This is a genomic window from Mameliella sp. MMSF_3455, from assembly GCF_030733205.1.
GTDB lineage: Bacteria > Pseudomonadota > Alphaproteobacteria > Rhodobacterales > Rhodobacteraceae > Antarctobacter.
The window spans coordinates 26,034-45,221 of record NZ_JASHJL010000032.1 but is presented as its reverse complement, the minus strand read 5'-3'; the positions used below and the strand labels follow the sequence as shown (position 1 = coordinate 45,221).

The 19,188-nt window shown below is 59.7% G+C and carries 16 protein-coding genes; 10 read left to right on the top strand and 6 right to left on the bottom strand.

Translation table 11 applies throughout. From position 1 onward, the window contains the following. Positions 1 to 305 precede the first annotated feature (305 nt). From RBB42_RS20140 to RBB42_RS20095, 10 genes are all read left to right on the top strand, one after another. Positions 306 to 644 (top strand): DUF736 domain-containing protein, encoded by a 339-nt coding sequence (locus RBB42_RS20140; protein WP_100161455.1) that lies wholly within the window; start codon positions 306 to 308, stop codon positions 642 to 644. Between the two features lie 632 nt (positions 645 to 1,276). Continuing rightward, positions 1,277 to 1,453: a hypothetical protein gene (locus RBB42_RS20135; RefSeq protein WP_172720910.1), complete on the top strand. Its 177-nt coding sequence runs from the start codon at positions 1,277 to 1,279 to the stop codon at positions 1,451 to 1,453. A 411-nt stretch (positions 1,454 to 1,864) separates the two neighbouring features. Continuing rightward, positions 1,865 to 2,587, top strand: coding sequence for a helix-turn-helix domain-containing protein (locus tag RBB42_RS20130; RefSeq protein ID WP_071974411.1), 723 nt, complete (start codon positions 1,865 to 1,867; stop codon positions 2,585 to 2,587). After that, a complete protein-coding gene (locus RBB42_RS20125; RefSeq protein WP_071974410.1) occupies positions 2,580 to 4,508 on the top strand; it encodes a relaxase/mobilization nuclease domain-containing protein in 1,929 nt (642 codons plus the stop codon). The genes RBB42_RS20130 and RBB42_RS20125 overlap by 8 nt, the downstream gene beginning before the upstream one ends. 14 nt (positions 4,509 to 4,522) lie before the next feature. Beyond that, the gene (locus RBB42_RS20120) at positions 4,523 to 6,436 is read left to right on the top strand and encodes a type IV secretory system conjugative DNA transfer family protein (protein WP_071974409.1); all 1,914 of its coding nucleotides are present in this window, start codon (positions 4,523 to 4,525) and stop codon (positions 6,434 to 6,436) included. 376 nt (positions 6,437 to 6,812) lie between these two features. Beyond that, positions 6,813 to 8,621 carry an HAD hydrolase family protein gene (locus tag RBB42_RS20115; RefSeq protein WP_205964883.1) on the top strand — a complete coding sequence of 603 codons (1,809 nt, stop codon included), beginning with the start codon at positions 6,813 to 6,815 and terminating at the stop codon, positions 8,619 to 8,621. Continuing rightward, positions 8,618 to 9,739: a phosphoribosyltransferase-like protein gene (locus RBB42_RS20110; protein ID WP_100161457.1), complete on the top strand. Its 1,122-nt coding sequence runs from the start codon at positions 8,618 to 8,620 to the stop codon at positions 9,737 to 9,739. The genes RBB42_RS20115 and RBB42_RS20110 overlap by 4 nt, the downstream gene beginning before the upstream one ends. Positions 9,740 to 9,822: 83 nt before the next feature. Next, positions 9,823 to 11,646, top strand: coding sequence for an ORC-CDC6 family AAA ATPase (locus RBB42_RS20105; RefSeq protein ID WP_306043815.1), 1,824 nt, complete (start codon positions 9,823 to 9,825; stop codon positions 11,644 to 11,646). Positions 11,647 to 11,659: 13 nt separating this feature from the next. Continuing rightward, positions 11,660 to 12,769, top strand: coding sequence for a hypothetical protein (locus RBB42_RS20100; RefSeq protein ID WP_100161458.1), 1,110 nt, complete (start codon positions 11,660 to 11,662; stop codon positions 12,767 to 12,769). Continuing rightward, positions 12,766 to 13,827, top strand: coding sequence for a carbohydrate kinase family protein (locus tag RBB42_RS20095; RefSeq protein WP_067267214.1), 1,062 nt, complete (start codon positions 12,766 to 12,768; stop codon positions 13,825 to 13,827). The genes RBB42_RS20100 and RBB42_RS20095 overlap by 4 nt, the downstream gene beginning before the upstream one ends. Positions 13,828 to 13,891: 64 nt before the next feature. Here RBB42_RS20095 and virB11 read toward each other — a convergent pair whose 3' ends face one another. Genes virB11 through RBB42_RS20065 form a run of 6 tightly spaced genes read right to left on the bottom strand, consistent with a single transcriptional unit; the run spans position 13,892 to position 19,188 of the window. Then, positions 13,892 to 14,830, bottom strand: a complete 939-nt coding sequence (virB11, locus tag RBB42_RS20090) for a P-type DNA transfer ATPase VirB11 (protein WP_172720912.1) — start codon at positions 14,828 to 14,830, stop codon at positions 13,892 to 13,894. Positions 14,831 to 14,889: 59 nt separating this feature from the next. Next, positions 14,890 to 16,317 (bottom strand): TraB/TrbI/VirB10 family type IV secretion system protein, encoded by a 1,428-nt coding sequence (locus RBB42_RS20085; RefSeq protein WP_071974404.1) that lies wholly within the window; start codon positions 16,315 to 16,317, stop codon positions 14,890 to 14,892. Positions 16,318 to 16,319: 2 nt separating this feature from the next. Beyond that, positions 16,320 to 17,042 carry a TrbG/VirB9 family P-type conjugative transfer protein gene (locus RBB42_RS20080; RefSeq protein ID WP_071974403.1) on the bottom strand — a complete coding sequence of 241 codons (723 nt, stop codon included), beginning with the start codon at positions 17,040 to 17,042 and terminating at the stop codon, positions 16,320 to 16,322. A gap of 5 nt (positions 17,043 to 17,047) precedes the next feature. Then, positions 17,048 to 17,728 carry a VirB8 family type IV secretion system protein gene (locus RBB42_RS20075; protein WP_071974402.1) on the bottom strand — a complete coding sequence of 227 codons (681 nt, stop codon included), beginning with the start codon at positions 17,726 to 17,728 and terminating at the stop codon, positions 17,048 to 17,050. Between the two features lie 17 nt (positions 17,729 to 17,745). Further along, on the bottom strand, positions 17,746 to 18,759 hold the full coding sequence (locus tag RBB42_RS20070; RefSeq protein ID WP_071974401.1) for a TrbL/VirB6 family protein: 1,014 nt from the start codon (positions 18,757 to 18,759) through the stop codon (positions 17,746 to 17,748). Next, a complete protein-coding gene (locus tag RBB42_RS20065; RefSeq protein WP_232786401.1) occupies positions 18,760 to 19,188 on the bottom strand; it encodes a hypothetical protein in 429 nt (142 codons plus the stop codon).

Genomic DNA, 19,188 nt, shown 5'->3' with positions numbered 1-19,188 from the left:
TGGTTGGCAAAGATCAAGGACGGCAAGCGCCGAAGAAGGGCAGCATCTCCCTCGGCTGTTCACCCACCTTCCTTCGCGGCTACCGCACTTCTCCCGATGTGTTGCTTTGCATGACATGCTGGTCGCAGCTGTCGTCCCGCCCACAAGGGTTGTCGCCGATCTTTTTCCCCTGACCCTGCGGGTCATTCCTCGCGAGCCAAAAACACCGGCGCCTGCCCCTCTCCGCTGCGCTTCGCCTTCGGTGTGGCCGGGCCTTGGCCAGCTGCAAGGTGACCATCATTGCAACGCAAACAAGGAGAAGAGCAATGACCACGAACTGCATCAAATTCACCAGCGCCGACATCGAAACCGCCAAGGGCACAGGCTCCATCTCGACCCTGACCTTCGACCTCGACATCACGGTCGAACCCGTCGCGAGCACGAACCCGATGGCCCCCACGCACCGCGTCCTCGGCCGCTCCCCGCGCGGCAAGCTGGTCGAGTGCGGCGGTATCTGGAAGAAGCAGAACAAGGAGACCGGCGCCGACTACTACACGCTGACCATCCGCGACCACGGCTTCAACGCCAACCTCGGCAAGGCCGCAAACCAGGACGATCTGTCCGTGCAGGCCGTCATTCCCTGGGGTCCCAAAGACGCCGCCTAAGCCAACGGCCAGGCCGCTCCGGCGGTCTGGCTATTTCTTGTTCTTAGGTTCGCCCCAAGGACGGGCCGGATGCCGGTGCCCGAAGAACGCGGCATATTTCGGACGCGGTCACAGTGGTGGATAGTCAGACTGGATCGGTCGCCATGCGACGCCGATCTTTCTGTTCAGCGACAGCGAGGATCGCGCGAACCCGAGGCGGAACCGAATGTCAGCCGGAGAACTGGCAGCCGGCTGAGCGAGCCAAGCGCACTCCTTCTCTCAGTCGAGCAAACCGCGCCAGGACCGTCTTCGCGATGCTTCCCGGGGTGGCGAATTTACAATGTGCCGCGAGGGTAGAAACCGCAGATCAACGACATGAGTCCGGGGGCCACGTCTCACGTCAGGGCCACCGCCGCGCGCCTTTCCGTCGACCTGTTGGCCTTAGAGATCGCTAGCCCGGGGTAGAGCGGTCGGCAACGCCGGGGGCAGGTTTCTGGACGGCTGACGCCTTGAGCGCTGCTGGGCATCGCTCACAACAAACCTGCCCCCGGCGTGCTCCATTTCATTCCGCCCCGTGCCGGGTGCAGCCCGCTCTCATGCCCCCGGTCTTTTCCACGATCCGTCCAACGACGATCAAAGGAAAGGATCACACCATGACACTCGAACAATCCATCGACCTCGCCGAACTGCAAGCCGACATGGCCTTCGAGGCCTACCTCACCGCCTTTGATGAGGCCGCCCATCCCGAGACACTCGACAGCCTCGAGACCGAGGCGCTGATCGCCCGCAGTCGCTACGACGATCTGCGCAATCAGGGACTGGGTCACTGACCCAGACACCCCTGCGGGTCTTCGGATCCGCAGGGGTTTGACCCTGATACTTACCAACACTGTGACGCCCTAAACGGGCGTGACCCGCGCCATCCCGCGCGGGCCGTCTTCGTGTTCCTGGCGCCCGACCCGTGACCGGCTCGAGCGTCCGGTTCGTCTGTCGTCGCGTGCGTCTTGAACACAAGTTTCGGAAGTTTTTTCGACCTGGTTGTCCTGCATCGATGAGGGCGGGACCCGTTCCATGCCGCGCTGCGCGGCGGTCGTGAGTGCACATCATTTCCCGCAAAAAGATACAACATGCAAAACGTAATATTGCACAATGTGATGTATTGAAGTATAAGCGAAGGAGAGAAGGAAGACGTTGGCAGGATATGGCCAATGTTTGCACATTTTGTCCGAGGGGTCTGACCCGTGCCGAGGCCAGCGAGAAACCTGAAGCTTGAAGAGCGCATCGAAGTGGCGCGGCGCTTCGCGGCGGGCGAGACCGCGAAGGACCTGGCGGCGGCGTTCGGCATCTCTCCGCGTCATGTGAACCGGCTCGCGAACGAGGAGGCGGGCGAGGGCATCGCGGTGCGCGATCCGAGCGAGACAGTGGCCTTTCGGGCGAGCCAGTCCGAGCTTGCAGCGTTTGATGCGGAGTGGCGCGCGCGGGGCTTTGCCAATCGTTCGCAGGCGCTCAATGCGGTGCTGCGCGGACGCTGCGGTTTCCTCGATGTACCCCGTGATCTGGTCGCGGAATTCTGCGCCGCGTGGCGGCAGGCGAAGGATGTAAGCGACGCCGGTCTGGTCCTCGCCAAGGCGGTGCATCGCGGCCGACTGGAGGTCTCAGAGGCGGACCGCGCGGTGCTGATCGAACTCGTTGATCTGGCGCAGTCGATGAGCCGTGAGATGGGCCGGATGAAAGATGCGGCGCAGGCGTTGCGTCATCAGGAGTGGCCGCAAAAGGAAGAAGGGCAGGGGACGGAGAGCGCGGTTCTGGAGGATGACCCGCGCGCGATCGGGAGCGGTCTGAGGCTGGTGCGTGAGAGTTCCGGTTCAGAATTGCATCGCCCTTCGCTGCCTCTCGGCAAGCCGCGAACGCGAACGGCGATAGCCGATGATTTTCTGAAGAACCGGAACTCTCGAAATGGCTGATCCCCTCGCCCTCTATGCCTCGGTCATGGGGCGGCTTTGGGAGGATGAGCGCATCCGGGGTCAGGCCGCGGCGCAGATCGACGCGCGTCTGGCGGGGCGTCGGCAGGGGCGCAGTTTCGCGCGCGTCGGATCCATGTCGGCGCGCAACGCGCTGAAGGCTGCGTCGGGCCAGAGCCGCGCGGCGGTCTTCAAGCGGATCCGGGCAGGGGGCTGCAAAACGCGTGCTTCGCTTGAGGCGCAAATCTCCTACATCAACGACAAGGCGGTCTACACTTACTCGACGATGACCAACGCGCTGACCGATGCGGCGGTGCTTTCTGAGGAGCAGAAAGAAGACATCATCGAGGATTGGGCCGGGACCTGGCGCGGCTCGACCAAGCTCGGCTTCACCTCGCACATGCTGCTGTCCTTCCCGACCGACGTAACCGTCGATCAGGTGCGCGACATCGCCATGGACTGGACGGAGCATTTTTTCGAGAGCGGCGAATACGGCGACCAGTGGGACTATGTCCTCGCGGTTCATGATGACCGGGCGCACAAGCACGCCCACGTCATCCTGAACAATCGCGGCGTCGAGAAGGGCACCTGGTTCTCGTGCTGGGCCGAGGGCGTGATGTCGCCGCAGCTCATGCGCGAGAAGCAGGCTGAAATCGCGGAACGCTACGGCGTGATGCTCGACGCCACCACCCGGCTCGAGCGCGGCATCTTCGAGAAGCCTGCCGGGATCGAGGAGATCTACCGTGCCAAGGAAGAGGCCCGCCTGCCGCGCGAGATCGTCATGACGGCCCAGGAATCCGCCATCGCGCAGGCGCAGGTGGTGGGCTTCGCCAAGGACTACAAGAACCTCGCCGACCTGCTGGACCGGATGGACCAGCGCCACATGGCGCGCGCCGTACGCGGCATGGCGGACGGGCTTGGCTCCGGCACGCCGTGGAACTTCACCGAAGGAGAGATAGACATGAAGGACATCAAGACCGTCGGTGACGCGATCGACTATTCCGAGCGCACCATCGAGGCGCTGAGGCTTAAGGCCGAGGAACTGGACCCGGCCGAGCGCGCCGCTTTTGAAGCCAAGGCCGCACCGATCATCGCGGACCTCTCGCAGATGGTGCCGGACCCGGAGTTGCGCGCGCGGTTTGGCAAGCATCTCGAAGAACCCTATCCGCCGGGGGCGGGCAGCGATGTGCTGATCGACGCGCTGCGGTCCGGCAAGGATGAGGGGCTGCGCGATGTGCTCGAGCGCGCCGAGGAGGCGGGCATGGACAGCGAGGAGCTGGTGGCCCGGATCGCGGCGGGCGGCACGCGCAACTACGGTATGGCGCAGGACTGGGTCGAGCGGGACATGAACGCGGTGCTGGCTAAAGACGGTCTCAGCGTTGAGACCGCGAGTGACGACCAGCTAGATGCCGCGCTCGAGAAGGTCGACGGGGTGATGGACGCGCTGATGGAGCGGGCGAAGGAACTGGGCGTCGAGATCGGGCGAACCCTCGCGGACGAGGAGGAGGCGACATTGCCCCTCATCGACGAAGACGACCGGACGCCCAATCCCTACCTGCAGGACCTCGCCGACATGCTGCGGGACGGCAAGCTCACCGAGGCACAGGAGGAGACCATCGAGCGAACCCTGCAATCCGAGCTCTTCAAGGAGTTGGGCGAAGAAGGTTTGGCCGAGCTGCGCCGCGGCAACTACGAGGTGCTGGATGCGGCCCTGCCGAGCAAGCTCGATCAGATCACGGTCACGCAGGAGTTCCTCGAAATGACCTTCGAGGAGACCGGCGACCAGGTCTTTACCGACCGCGCTGCCGTGTTGCAGCAGGACAAGGCGACCGAGGTCGCGCGGATGCGCGGCCAGCAAGAGGCGCAGGAAATGGGGCGCGATCTCGGTCGGGACCGCGGTCTCGATGACGAGATGGAATTCTGAGGGGGATGACCACTATGACCAAGACACTTCCCCTCTGGGCCGCGCTCCTCTTCGGCGTGATCTGCGGCGCTGTCATCGGCACCATCGTTGCCGCCTTCTACCTGACCCTGGCCCTGAAAACCGGCTTCGGCAGTTTCGACATGTTGGCGCTCTGGAAGGCCAGCGCCGCAACACGCGCGGCACATCCTGAGGCCTTTAAGGTGGGGTTTGGCGCCGTCGGCTTCGGAGCCATCGGGCTTGGCGCCCTGGCGCTGGCCTGGACCTGGAAAAAGGAGAGAGACGACTATGGTTCGGCCCATTGGCAGACAAAGGCGGAGTTGAAGAAGAACGACATGTTGCAGGCGCCGGGCAAGGGCTTCGTCTGCGGCAAGCTTGGCGCGCCGCGTTTGAAAGCCGAGTTCATATCCTCGACCACGATCCCGCATGTGATGATGGTGGCGCCCACCCGCGCGGGTAAGGGCGTCGGCTTCGTGATCCCGAACCTTCTGAGCTTCGCGGGCTCGGTCGTGGTGCTCGACGTGAAGGGCGAGAACTTCGAGAAGACTGCACGGCTCCGGGCGTTGAACGGAGACGAGGTCTATCGCTTCAGCCCCTTCGACTGGGCCAATGCCACGCATCGCTACAACCCGCTTGCGCGGATCGCGAAGGCCCCGACATTCGCGCAGCGCTTCACCGAGGTCTCGATCCTGGCCGACCTCTTCCTCGACAAGGACAACAAGACGCTCGACACCTTCTCCGAGGCCGGCAAGTCGATCTTTGTCGCGGCCTGCCTGCTGGCGATCCAGCGCGGCACACCGAACCTTGGCGAGGTGAACAAGATCGTCGCCGGGGGCGAGTACAAGAACGCGCAATACAAGACCTATGCAGACGAGGCCGAGGAAGACATCCTGCGCGAGCTCTGGACCAACGCGGCCTCGGCCTCATCGCGCCTGCTGACCTCGAACATTCAGGCGCTGATGACGGCCGGCCTCAAGCAATGGGACAACCCGGCGGTGCGCTCGGCCACAGAGGCGAGTGATTTCGATTTCTCGACCTTCCGCAAGACCTCACAGTCGCTCTACATCGCGGTCTCCGAGGATCACATCGCCACCCTCGCCCCGCTCCTGCGTCTGATGTTCGCCGATCTCATCGCGTCGATCCGGCTGAACGAGCCCGGCCCGGATGAGCCCTGGCCTGTCATGATGATGATCGACGAATTCCAGCAGATGGGGGCCATGCCCTATCTCGAGCGCGCGATCCATTCGCTGGCAAGCTATGGCGGCCGCGTCGCGATGATCGCGCAGTCGCTGGCTTCGCTCGACCGGATCTACGGGCCCGAGGGCCGCGAAAGTCTCGAAAACGGGGCAGGGCTTAAGCTCTATATCACTCCCCGCGATCAGCGGACCGTGAAGGAGGTATCCGCCGCAGTAGGCAGCACGACCCGCGAGGCCGTGACCCGGATGTATGGCCGGAACAAGGGCTTCCTTGGCGCGACGTCAACATCAGCGCGGCTGGAGGAACGGCCGCTGCTTTCCGAGACCGAAGCGCGCCTGATGGACCCCGACGAGGTCATCATCCTCGCCTCGCCGCAGCATCCGATCAAGGCAAGCCGGATCAAGTATTACGACGATCCGTTCTTCAAGGACATGTTGGCACGACAGGAGGGCAAGCCCTTCCCCTATCCGCCGAGCGTGCAGGGTGTGGGGCCTTGGGGTAGCGACGGTGGTGACGAGGCAAGTTCTGACGAGCTGGTGAAACCAGTCGAACGCGCGCCTGTGCGGGATCGATCACAGCGCCGCGAAGCGCGCGCGATGAGCGTGAGGACGATGGATGCCAGGCGCGGGCAACCTGTGCCCGAGACGCTCGAGCGGGAAGCGGCGCTGCCGAAGGAATGGGAGGCGGCGCTCGATCGGCAGGAGGATTTCATCGCGGAGTTGTTGGGAGGGTAATGACCGAAATGTGTTTCAGTGCTAGTCAGAGAACTGGCGGTTTCGCTCCCGTGGTTGTCGGTCACTCCATCACAAGCTGACCTGCAAATGTCTGAAGATCCAGTGCGATACACGGTTGAAAAAACTGTCGCAAACAAGGATTGTGGGTGTTCATTCAACCCCGCAATCTCCCTCAAGCAGAGCTCTTCCATTCGGCCGAAAGTTCGATGGTGATCGCACAACGGAGCCCTGGGGGCAAAAACAGAAAAAAGGCAGGCTTGCAGTGTCTGAGAGATACCGAGCGGAACTACGCAGCGCTGAGAACGCGTATCAGTCAGCCATGAAGGCAGATATCTCCGAACTCTGTCGAGTCGTGGACGGTTGGCGAGAGAGCCCCATGATGATGGTTGGCTCTGGAGGATCTTACTCTGTGGCTAGCTTCGCGGCTCAGATGCATGAATTGATGGAAGGCGAAACCGCCAAAGCTGTCACACCGCTCGAAATCATTTCCGGCCCGACTACGAATGCCGGTATTGCATGCTTTTCGGCAAGTGGACGAAACCGAGATATTGGTGTGGCTTTCAAGGCCGCAGCTCAACGGGAGTTCTTGCCGCTTTCCGCGCTGGTCTTAAAAGATGAGAGCCCACTTCACGCTTTGGGGCGAAGGTTTCAGTACGCAGATATTGTCGATTTTCAGTCTGAAAGCTTTAAAGACGGTTTCTTGGCAGTCGCATCTTTGGTTGCGTCTTCCGTCCTGATTTTGCGAGCGTACCAAGCGTCGGGATTTGATAGCGAGGAGTTGCCTTCGTCGCTTGAGGAACTAATGCACCAAATCATTTGCGGATGGAGCGCGGAGGACATCGCCAGTCAAGCAAAAGATCTGTGCTTGAATCGGACTGTTAGCCTATTGTTCACGAACTCCTTGCGAGCAACGTCTGTCGATCTTGAGTCTCGTTTCGTTGAAGCTGGTCTGGGGAACCTACATGCTGCGGACTTGCGAAATTTTGGGCACGGAAGACATTTCTGGATGCATAAACATAAGGCGTCCACGGGTATCGTTTGTTTGGTGGGCGACGGAATGGAGCAGCTCGCAACCAAGACCCTTGAGGCTTTACCGCGAGAAATTCCGCGACTGAGAATAGATTTTCGCGGACCCAGACACCTACAGGCTATTGCAGGAATCGTAGCAGGTTTACATCTGAGCCTTGGAGCTGGCGAGGCCTCAAAAATAGACCCCGCCAAGCCAGGAGTGCCGGAATTCGGAAGGCGGCTCTATCGGATCGGTCCGATGCTTCCTGCAGAATCTCAGAAGGAGTTGAACCTGAATGCTGCGCTCGCACGGAAGGGAGTTAATCTCTCAGGGGCAGACAAGGAGACTTGGTTTGAGCATTATTCTAGCGCAATTAATTTTGTCAGAGATGCTTCCATTCAGGGTTTGGTGATGGATTATGACGGGACGCTCTCTGATGACCGCGACCGGTTCAAAGTTGGCCTTCGGCCCAAGGTAGCCGAAGAACTGAATAGGCTCCTTGAAGGCGGGCTGCCCATAGGTATTGCAACGGGTCGGGGACCAAGTGCGGGCGTGTCTCTAAGGTCGAGCATAAAGCGAGAGCTCTGGGGGCGAGTACTTGTGGGGTACTATAATGGCGCAGTAATTAGTTCTTTGAGCGACGATCGTGATCCCCTGTTAGACGAATTGGATGCGGTTGATCCAATGCTCGAGGAACTGCGTAAGGGTACATTTCTGTCTTCTTGCGAAATTCGAGCGAACACGAAACAGATTTCAATAAAATTTCGGAGAAGACGAGACGTATCTCGGGCGGTCTCAGAAATTCGTGAGGCGTTGAGATTAGGTGGACTTGATAAGCAAGTTGTAATTTCGAGCCACTCGGTCGATGTCCTAATCGGGGGGCAAAGCAAGCTTAAGCTGGTCGAAGAGCTGTGCAACTATGCAAAAATAGACAGTGGCGCGGTCTTACGCATTGGTGACCGCGCCGATCCAGTCGGGAACGATTTTCAGCTTTTGGATCATCCACTTGGTCTGAGTGTCGATCGGGCGAGCGAAGATCCGAAAACAGGTTGGGCATTGGCTCCCGCAGGTATCCGTGGTGTACAAGCGACGGTCTTCTACCTTGAGAGGCTGGCAAAGCTTGAAGAGGCTTGGGCTATGGCGATTAAGCCCTCCGACCGAGGTCTGACAAATTGAAGAAAGAACTCGCTGAAACACTTCTTACCAAGATAATGGGGTGGTCCGATGCCGAGAAGGCAGAGGAAAGAGCTTTGCTGGAAAGCTTTGCGTCCTACAAATACGACGAGTATCAGCAGTTCGCTCCTGGGCGCCGCTTTCTGGAGAGCCTAGCGCTGTGGTTGCAGCAGTTTGAAACCAAGGGTGAACGAGATATTGCCTATTCCTTCGTCAAGGAACGGTTAATATTTGTTTCAAATGCGGAAATTAACAGTCTTGTTGGGTTGGCTTTTCCAACCTTTGTTCGCCCAAAGTTGATTGCTGATACCGCGGAGAGCCATTCGGCTTTGGAAGCCCATCGGGTAAAATCGATAGTTAAATCCAAGGAATATCGCGCAAGATTACGAAAGACACTGTTTCTTGGATTGAGCGACGGTGCCCGTACTGACCAGTTTCGAAGGGCGCATCCACAAGACATCACCCATGAGCAAGTGTTCCACGCATATGATATGTCTTCGCCAAAGGCCAAAGGGTTCACGGAAAAGTTACAAAAGGATCTCTCAACGATCTCTGGCGCGGAAGTACCGGAAGATCAAGCTAAGTTCGAGTATGTAGTATTGCTGGATGACTTTACAGCGAGTGGGACCAGCTACCTTCGAGAGGGAAAGAACGGAGACTGGGACGGAAAAATTGCAAAAATTATCCGCGAACTCGATAGCGATGAGCTTTTAGGTAGTCTCGTGGCTCAATCCGGAGTTTCGGTGCTCGTCGTGATCTACATCGCGGCTGATCAGGCGATAGAACACATCGAGCAGCGTTTGGAACAGCTGCCATTTTCGAAAGGATCAATCGAGTTCAAGGTTGTTCATCGCCTCAACTGCGGCGTGAAGCTGGTGCCGCCGACGGACGATGGAATTTTGTCTCTTGCCAACCAAGACCGCTACTTTGACCCCGATGCAGACGATGAACATTCGAAGGTTGGTGGCACGTCCAAACGTTTCGGTTATGCAGGGTGTAAGTTGCCGGTAGTTCTGGCACACAATACACCCAACAACTCCATCTTCCTTTTGTGGGCAGAAGATGTGCACAGGGTACGCGGTTTGTTCCCTCGTGTCAGTCGCCATAGAAAGTTTGAGTAGCTGTGAGAAACCCATTCCGCATAAGAGCATCCCAGCGTTCGGTGAGTGATGAACAGTTCGTCAGACTGTTCGGGCCTGGAGCTTTGGATGTCGTCGACGACAAAGAAGATCCGTTTTCCGGACTAGTCTTCTTTCGAAGCGCTCCTGGGGGCGGAAAGACAACCTTGCTGCGAATGATGCTGCCGCGCCCGCTCGAGCTCGTTGTGTCGTTGCGGGAAGATCAGCAGGTCAAGCCAACGTTCGATGTCTTGAGTAATCTCGGTGCCGTAGATGAAAACGGAGCCAAGTTGCTTGGTGCCATGATTTCGTTCTCGACAGAGTATCAAGATTTGGCGCAGATCGATCGCGGCAATGGGTTATTCAGATCGCTTCTGGATTCTAGAATCGTCATCGCGACGCTCCGATCACTCCTTGATCAAAGTGGACGACTATATCCGGATGATCTGAAAACATTGCGAGTCACTTGGGAACCAGAGTCTGGAGCAACTGTGCCTGCATCCGCGAGTGGAACAGAGCTGTTCGAATGGGCTTCTGAGATCGAACGCAATTTTTATGACACGATGGATGATCTAGGGGAGCCAGATGCACTCCAAGGTGGCCATACAAGGCTCGACAGTCTCAAGTGGTTTGCCCGGGCGAGAATGTTCGATGGGCGCGGAGAGGTTCGGTCCCGACGAATTCTCCTTTTCGACGAACTTCAATTCTTGGACAATGCGCAACGCAAAAGTCTGATAAACCTTGTAACCAATGCACGGGAGCCCTGCGGTATTTGGATTGCCGAGCGCCTCGATGCGATGAGCCACCAAGACTTGTTGACCGAAGGTGCCTTGGAGAAACGCGATTACGACTCCGTCATCCAGCTTGAAACACAGTGGTCCGGAAAGCGGTCATCTGGTTTCACGCGATTTGCCGAGCAAATTGCCAATCTCAGGGCATCCAAGGCGGACGGTTTTGAAGGGAGAGAGTTCTTCCCTTTGGTAGCAAACGAGGAAGAGCTGGCGCAAGGTGAGAATAGATACGGCGAGAAGTCATCCGAGATCGAGACGCGACTTGTCGAGAAGACCGCCGGTGATAGCCGCTATGAAGAATGGATTTCTGCCGCTCGAGAAGATCGCAGAGATGCGATTTCATCAGCTATTAAGTGGCGGTCCACAGAGATCCTGATCGAGCGGGACCTAAGGCGGAGCCAGGCGTCATTCGCATTCGACGTTCTGCCGGCTGATGAACTCGATGAAAAGGAAAAGGCCGTTTCGAGGGCCGCTGAGCATTTCCTAAGAACCGAAATGGAAACTCCGCTGTACTTTGGAAAAGACACGCTAGCGGCAGTGGCGAGTTCGAACATCGATCAGTATCTTGAGGTAGCTGGAGCGTTGTTCGAAGAGATTTCTGCAAAGATCACCGGTCCAAGGAGCATTCCGCGTTCGTTGTCAGCAGAACGACAGGATGCGATAATTCGTGAAGTCGCCGAGTTAAGATGGGAAGGCTTGGTCCGGCGCCTGCCCCAGGGCTACGATGCAAAGAGATTTCTGGAAGCTCTTGGCAAATACTGCCGTGATCAGACCTTTCGCCCAACCGCTCCCTATATGCCGGGAGTCACCGGGTTTGCGATATCCATGCAGGATCGAAATACGCTGGCAAATGAAGATGAAAAAAAGATCAAGCATCTTCTTCAATTGCGAAATGTCGTCACTTCCCTAGTTGCGCATAACTTGATTACCCCGCATTTGGATCGGAAGGCGAAGGGAAAATCCTACATGGTTTTCTATCTGAACAGATTGCTATGTGTGAAATTTGGCCTGCCGCTTGGATATGGGGGCTGGCGTGAGCAATCGCTTGGAACACTTCATCGCTGGATGGAGCTCGGCGACATAGGGGAGCAGTCGGACAGGGAGCCGAGGCTTGTCTAGCGAGGTCACTATCATGCGTTGGGACCCCTATATCTTCCGTCAGGGTGAGGATTTTGATGCCTTTTGGCAGAAATACGCAAATGAACCTTCCAAGCGTTTCTTGTTTGTGCTTGGGCGTGGGTACGACCCGAGGGCTCTATCTGTTTTGGATAAGATCGTGGAGTTTGGTGGGGAAGTCGATGTTTGGTTGCTTGCCTTCGACAACGGCTTCCAAGACAGCGAATTAAGAATCCAGCTCACTCTCGAAAACGTTAAAAAACTCGAAGCTTTGGTCGGCGCATCGAAGATTCGCGAGATTGAGGTCTCACTCGGACGCTCCGGGAAAGGTAACGCCACTTCTAGGAACGTGCGGCAGGCATTGCGCGCCGCGGGTTCTTTGGGCGTGTATACTGACGTTGTGGTGGACATTAGCGCTATGCCCAGGATGGTGGCGCTAACGGCGGTCGCATCTCTGCTCCACGAGCTTGACAAAATGAGTGTAGATGGACCGGACGTAAATCTCCATGTGACGACCGCCGAGAGCGTGTCGGCTGACATCGGCGCCGCGCGAGGTACGCTCCGTGATGACGTCACCAACGTGATCGGTTTTGGCGGGCAGCTTGATAGTGAATCGACCGATCAGATTCCTCGGGTATGGTTTCCGGTGCTCGGCGAACAGCAAGGAATTAGGCTGTCGCGCATCCGAGACAAATTGAACCCTGACGAGATTTGCCCCGTGATCCCTTTTCCAACTAGAGAACCACGACGCGGAGACGAGATCATTCGGGAGCATCGGCAACTCTTGTTCGAAGAGTTCCAAGTCGAACCAGGCAACATTCTAAGAGCATCAGAGTATAATCCGTTCGAAGCTTACAAGCAGATATTTGCCGCCATGGACCGGTATCGGCGGGCACTGAGCGAACTTGGCGGTTGCAAGGCTTTCGTGTCACCATTATCTTCCAAGCTTTTATCGGTCGGCGCCTTGTTGGCGTGCTATGACCATAGGTACGGGGCTATCGCAGGAGATCGTATGTCAGTGGGTGTTTTGTATGTAGAAACAGCAGACTACTCCGATCCTGTCATAGAATCAGACACGGAGTACCAGCTCTCATCTATGTGGCTTCGTGGGGACTGGGAACGATGATCGACGACAAGAAACAGGAAGCCATCGGGTTACGGGCCATGGGAACAGGCTTCGTGGCCATGGATGTTGTGGAGGGCCTTGAGGCGACCTTTGCTTCGGCAGGCGGTTCGTGCGGGAATGTTATGGCCTTGTTGAGCTGGCTGGGTTGGGATTCGTTTCCTGTGGCGCGACTTGGATGTGATGAACCGGGAGACTTCGTTGTTCACGACCTTCAGTTCGACGGCGTTAAAACTGACTTTGTATGGCAAGAACAGTCGGTCTCCACGCCAGTTGTCGTTCAGAAATTCAAGGTAGATGCTGAAGGCCACAGGTCACATCGTTATGTGTTGACTTGCCCGGATTGCGGCGGTTGGCTTCCAAGGTTCAGATCAACGACGATCCGACAAATCCAGCCGGTATTGGATAGTGATTGCGTTCCCGATATCTTTTTCTTTGACCGCGTGTCTCCGAGCGCCCTGAAGCTTGCCTCTTGGGTACGCGAAAGTGGAGGTCTAGTCCTCTTTGAGCCGTCTTCCATAGGGGATGAGAGCCAATTTCAAAAGGCAATAGATGTTTGTCACGTCCTAAAGTTTGCCGAAGATAGGCTCGGTCACATCAATGAAATCCGTGATCTCACTGGGCCAAATCTCATCATTCAAACCTTAGGACCGCGAGGCTTGGAATTTCGCCTTGGCTGGGATTGGTTCGAACTTGATGCTTTCGAGGCGCCATATTTTCTTGATGCGGCAGGTTCAGGTGATTGGTGTACCGCAATACTGTTGAGTGAACTTGGCAACCAGGGCAGTATGAACCCTGTATCCTGGACGCCGAGGTTAATCTCTGACGCACTTCGAAGAGGGCAAGCGGCGGCGGCGTTGAACTGCGGATTTGAAGGTGCCCGTGGAGCGATGCAAGCAGCCGACAAGGATGCTTTCATGTTGGCGGTTTCAGACCTGATGGCCGGCAAGGAAACTTCAGTTGAAAGATTGACTGAGGGTAAGGCTGAGCCGCGAGTGAACCTGTGTTCGCTATGCAAGATTGTTCCGTTTTCGACGGGGAAAGATGCCGAAACCGCCTAAAGTACTATGACATCAGCAGTGCCCACGCATTATGGTTCCGGAGACCCAGTTCTGCTAACGAGCCTCAAGGCGGCGGCTGGTTTCTGCTTCCAGGCAGATAGAACTCAGTGATCCCCCGTTTGCCCTCGGCCCGCCCCAGCTGCACGATCACATCAATGGATTTCCGGATGTACTCCCGCACTTCAGCGAAGGTCAGCGGTGTGCCGGCCTGCAGCACCATGATCGCCAGCCGGTCGATGGCGAGTTCCGCGGTTTCGGCGTGGATCGTGGAGACCGACCCACCATGGCCAGTGTTGATGGCCTCGAGATAGGTCAGGGCCTCGGCCCCGCGCAACTCACCGACGATGATCCGGTCGGGGCGCATGCGGAGGGAGGCCTGAAGGAGGGCATTGGCGCTGCGTTGCGAACCGGTTCCGCGGTCGGCCAGGAGGGCGACGGTGTTCGGTTGGGCGGGGAATAGCTCGAAGGCGTCCTCGATGGTGATCAGGCGTTCGTGCTCAGTGATATGGGTCAGAAGATGGCGGGCGAAAGTGGTCTTGCCGGTCGAGGTGCCGCCGCTGATCAGGACGTTGAGCCGCGCCTCGACGAGGGTCTGCAGCGCGACCTCGAGGTTTTCTTCTGCGAGACTGGCGATGTTTTTCATCTTCTCGGCGCGGAGCGCATCGAGCGAGACGGCCTTGCCGAAGAGATAGGCCGGGGCGTAGTCCCGGACGCTGCCCGAGGCGAAAAGTCGGATGGTGATCGAGGCACCGCGGTCGATGGCGGGCGGCACGGCGACCTGGACCCGGAGGGGGCGGCCCGCATATTCCACCTTGCCGGACACGAGCGGGTTCTTTTCAGAGACGCGGGCCTTGGCGTCGCCGACGATGGTCTGGGCCATGTTGAGGGCGGTGGTGCGATCCACGGTCTGGCCTTCGTGGCGCATCGTGGCGTCGCCCGCGACCTCGAGCCAGACCTTGCCGTCCGGGTTGACCGCGATCTCGACCACGTCGTCGCGCCGCAGAAGGTCGCGGAACGGATCGAGATATCGCTCGAGATAGGAGGCTGGGCTTTCTGTCCGGGTCAATAAATCACCACATCCCGATCCACGAGCACGGTGACCGAGGCCCCCTGATCGACATAGATCGTCGGCGCGATCGAGACCTGATCGGCGATGACCGACCCGACCGCGTCCTGCAGGTCGCTGCCGACATCTCCCAGGACAATGCTGGTGGTTTCATTGTTGGCACTCTCGGCCGCGACCGCAGGCGCCGCCCCGATCACGGAAATCAGAGCCGCCCCGCCAAAGCGCTCGGCGAACTTGGTATCGACGAGGCCGGTGAGGCCCGACCGGCCGAGCTGGTCCCCGCCGACGGCGGCGATTTCCATCGAGGTGCCGTCCGGGGTCAGGACGCGGGTCCAGAGGATCAGGATGCGCTTCTGGTGCATCTCGATGCCGGAGCGGTATTGGCCAAAAAGGCGGGAACCCCGGGGGATCAGAACCCGGTCCCCGGAGAACGCCGGAACCGGCTCGGAGACGACCGCGACAACGGAGCCCGGCAGATCGCTGTTGATGGCGGTCTGAAGCGCGGCCTGGATGACGGACCCTTGGGTCAGCGTGCGCTCGGGATGGGTGAGACGAGTGGCCTCCTGCACCTCGAGCGGTCGCGCGCTCTGCAGGAACGCCTCATTGCCTGAGAGCACCGGCCCCCCGGCACCAGCAGCGGCGGTAGGTTCGGCCACTGCCGCGCCACTCGCGCTGCCGCGCGGCCCGTCGGCATATACCACGGCGGGAGATTTGATCTGCGCGGTCAGAAGCTCCTCTGCAACCCGCTCGGCCTCGCGCTGACGCTGTTCCTCTTCCTGCCTGCGGCGTTCCTCGAGCAGGCGCTGGTCAGCGATCAGCCCTTCGCGGTCGAGCTCGGCCTCGAGCCCTTCCCGCTGCGCCCTCTCGGCATCGAGCATGGCTTGCAACCCGGCGATACGGGACTCGGTCTGGCGTTGCAGGTTGGCAAGCTCGGCCTCCTTTGCTGCCAGCATGGATTCGAGTGCGGCCTTCTGTTCGTCGAAGGCCTCGCGCAGGTCAGCAACGGCGGATTGGATTTCCGAGTTGCGGGCGGCCTGGCTGGCGGCCAGTGCCTCGCGCAGCTTGGCGATCTCGGCCAGCACCTCGGCGCTTGCCTCCGGGGCAGGGGCCGCGGGCACGTCGAGCGCCTCCTCGACAGCGATCAGCGCGTCATTGATCCGTTGTTCGGCCTCATCTGGCGGAAACTCCAACCGCCCGCCCGTGCCGGGGCGGCGGTCCTGAAAGGTCTCGACATCGGAGGTCTCCAGCGCGCTGTCACCTTCCTGCAACCCGGTTGCGAGGAAATACGCGACCCCGGCGCCGCCGAGCGCGAGGGCGGCGGCGAGCGCGCCGACCCCGAGGCTGTTGCCCCGGCGTTTGGATTTGCCGCGCTGGCTAAATTGATCGAGGCGGTCCTGCAGGTCGGGAGGGGTTTGATCGGCCATGGTCAGTTGCTCACGTAGATCGCGCTCTCGTCGCGCCAGGCGCAGATCGCCTCATCGCCGATGCGCAGCGTCCAGTAGGTGTTCACCCCGAGCACGCGGACGGTGTTGCCTGCCTGCGTCCAGTTCACAGTGCGCTCACGGCCTTGGTCATCGGCCTTGAAGAAGGCAGGCTGGCGACCGTTCTCCGGGAAGACGAAATACGTATAGCGCCCGTCGTCGTAGATATGGCTGGGGCGGAAGTCGCCTTCGCCTGAGACGCGGTAGTTGTAATTGCGCGGGGCCTCAAATCCCTTGGGCTGGGTGGAACCCGCCGCGCGGCGCTCCTCGTCGGGGTAGCGGAAGCGCACTTCGAAGAACATGCCGGTGCGGTTCGGGATCGAGCCTTCGCGCAGATGGAACGAATAGGTGCGTCGGTTGGTGATCACCGTCATGTTGGTCGAGGCATTGGCCACATGCGGTTTGATGGTCAGCACGTTGCCCAGCTCGGGGATCGGATCGACCTGGAAGCTTTCGGTGTCGCCAACAATCACTGCTTCAAACCGCTCGCCCGCCCCGAAATGAATCGTGGTCGAATGCCGCAGATCGGTCTCGATCCGGTAGACCTGGTTCTCATTATAGACGGCGGTGCGGATGCGGATATCGAGCGGGCCGCCTTGCGGCGTGGCCTCGGCAAGGGCGGCAACAGGAAGGGCAAGCGCCAGGAGGAGCGCGGGCAGGGATTTCATACTGGTCAGTTCTCCAGGGTCTCGGCATCGACGCGGTAGGAGGTCACCACGAAGCCCAAGGGGTTGGCCCAGACGTCCTGAAGGCGCTGGCGGGTTTCGGGTTGGAAGTCGTAGCCGACGGTGGCGACATAGGACCGGGTGACAGTGCGGGTGTCGCGGGGACGGCGCAGCGTGCGGGTGAAGCGCACCTGCGCCACGCCGCGCTCGATCTGATTCACGGATTTGATCACCACCTCGATCTTGGCGTCGCGGCCGTAAACGGTGATCGGGTAATCCTCGTTGGTCGAGGACCAGAGATCGCGCAGCGTGCGGGCAGCGTCACCGTCCGAGCGGTCCAGCACCGAGTTGATGCGTTGCTCGCCATCGGTCAGGTCATAGGTTTCCCGATCATCGACATAGGCCACGAGATTGGCCTGGATGATCGCGTCACTTTCGGAAAGGGTCAGCGCCTGCACGGCCGCGACCCGGTCCATCTCGCCGGTTTCCTTGTCGACCACGACCACGAAGGTCTCGGTCGATTTGAGGGGAAAGAGGCTCGCGCCCGCGACCATGCCGGCCACGCCGACCAGCACGCCCGCCGCCGCGACGAACCAGGCAAAGCGCTCGCGCCGCCGTGGCCCGAAGATGAAATCCGCCTCGAAAGCGTCGCAGTCTTGGCTCGCAGAACTGGTTACGGTTGTCTTCAAGTCAGTCGTCTTTCAAATCAGGGTTTGCGGAAGGATTTGGCGGCGGAGAGAAGCGCGCCGGGGCTTTGCCGGATCAACTCGCCAGTTTTCACCACGCCCGCATTGGCCATCTGGTTCAGCTCCTGCGGCGACTTGCCGGTGACGAGGCGGGAGGTGGTGCCCGTGCCGTACTGGCGCGTGTTCACGAAACCCTGGCGTGCGAGGCCGGTCAGACCCACGGCGTTGGAGGCAATGCCGACAACGCCGGTGAGGTTGGAGGCGATGTAGGGGACCGAGGCCATGATCCCGGCGCTGAGGATCAGGATGACGAGGAAGGGCAGGATGAGGCTGACCGTCTCGACATCGCCCGGATCGGCGGAGGCGTCCCCGATGGCCTCGGCGATGGCGACGATGATGCCGGCGGCCCCTGCGGCAGCGACCGGCATGAGCGCATAGCCGATGGTAGCGCGGGTCCAGGCCTCGAAGAGCGACTGGGTCGGCTTGAAGAGCGAGGTCACGATCATGAAGGGGGCGATCACGATCATCAGCGCGAAGACGATGCGGGCGAAGGCGATGATCCCGGCGGTGACGGCGGCAAAGACGGCGGAGAGGACGAAGAAGATGGCACCCAGGACCGCGCCGAAAACCCAGCCCGCACGGTCCCCGATCGTATCGCCATAGGCGGTGATGCGGGCGACCATGTTGTCGAGGCTCTCATAGACCCCGGCCTCGTCGCCGGACCCGGTGAGGGCCAGGATCGAGGCGCCGACGGAGTCGGGCACGCGTGTGACGATGTCATAGATGACGCTGAAATTGTCCCAACTTTGCGCGAATATCCCTACCAGTGCCACCTTCACCCCGAAGGCAAAGCCGGTGCCGAAGGGCAGGGGGCGCAGCTGCATGACCGCGTTGATGCCCAGAAGGACGAGGAGGAGGGTCGCGCCCGCCGAGATGACGTTGCCGACCGAGGCCGCCGAGGAGACAAAGCCGTCCTGCGCCACGGTGTTCACCGCGGCGTCGACCTGTCCCAGGATGTCGCGAATAACGCCCATTTACTCTGCGCAACCTTCTGCAAGTTGAGCCTCGAGCGCGTCGGCTTTGGCGTAGAGGTCCAGCACGTTGAAGGGCAGACGCGGATTGTCCGAGGTCTTGAACCGGGGCAGGGCGCCCAAGGCCTGATCCCAGCTGAACTGGTCCAGCAGGCAGGTGCAGCTCTCCGAGGCGAGGGCTTCCTCGGCGATCAGGATGCGCAGGATCGCGCGGTAGCCATTGCGCAAGTAAGCGGTCTCGGCGAGATCAACAGGCGGCTTTGGGACGCGGCATTCGTCCTCTTCATCCCGTACGATCTCCATCGAGGTGAAGGGCCGGTCCTGACCCGAGGCCGGGTCGGGCAAGACGAGAAGACCGACCGGAATGACAAGTGAAAGGCTGAGGAGACCGGCTTCCATCAATGTGAAGCGGCTCGGGGTGCGCTTGGACAT

Bases quoted from the DNA above. Each gene is read 5' to 3' on its own strand.
- RBB42_RS20065 (WP_232786401.1), bottom strand. From the start codon at position 19,188: ATGTCCAAGCGCACCCCGAGCCGCTTCACATTGATGGAAGCCGGTCTC.
- RBB42_RS20140 (WP_100161455.1), top strand. From the start codon at position 306: ATGACCACGAACTGCATCAAATTCACCAGCGCCGACATCGAAACCGCC.
- RBB42_RS20120 (WP_071974409.1), top strand. From the start codon at position 4,523: ATGACCAAGACACTTCCCCTCTGGGCCGCGCTCCTCTTCGGCGTGATC.
- RBB42_RS20100 (WP_100161458.1), top strand. From the start codon at position 11,660: ATGCGTTGGGACCCCTATATCTTCCGTCAGGGTGAGGATTTTGATGCC.
- RBB42_RS20115 (WP_205964883.1), top strand. From the start codon at position 6,813: ATGATGATGGTTGGCTCTGGAGGATCTTACTCTGTGGCTAGCTTCGCG.
- RBB42_RS20070 (WP_071974401.1), bottom strand. From the start codon at position 18,759: ATGGGCGTTATTCGCGACATCCTGGGACAGGTCGACGCCGCGGTGAAC.
- RBB42_RS20125 (WP_071974410.1), top strand. From the start codon at position 2,580: ATGGCTGATCCCCTCGCCCTCTATGCCTCGGTCATGGGGCGGCTTTGG.
- RBB42_RS20080 (WP_071974403.1), bottom strand. From the start codon at position 17,042: ATGAAATCCCTGCCCGCGCTCCTCCTGGCGCTTGCCCTTCCTGTTGCC.
- RBB42_RS20095 (WP_067267214.1), top strand. From the start codon at position 12,766: ATGATCGACGACAAGAAACAGGAAGCCATCGGGTTACGGGCCATGGGA.
- RBB42_RS20135 (WP_172720910.1), top strand. From the start codon at position 1,277: ATGACACTCGAACAATCCATCGACCTCGCCGAACTGCAAGCCGACATG.
- RBB42_RS20085 (WP_071974404.1), bottom strand. From the start codon at position 16,317: ATGGCCGATCAAACCCCTCCCGACCTGCAGGACCGCCTCGATCAATTT.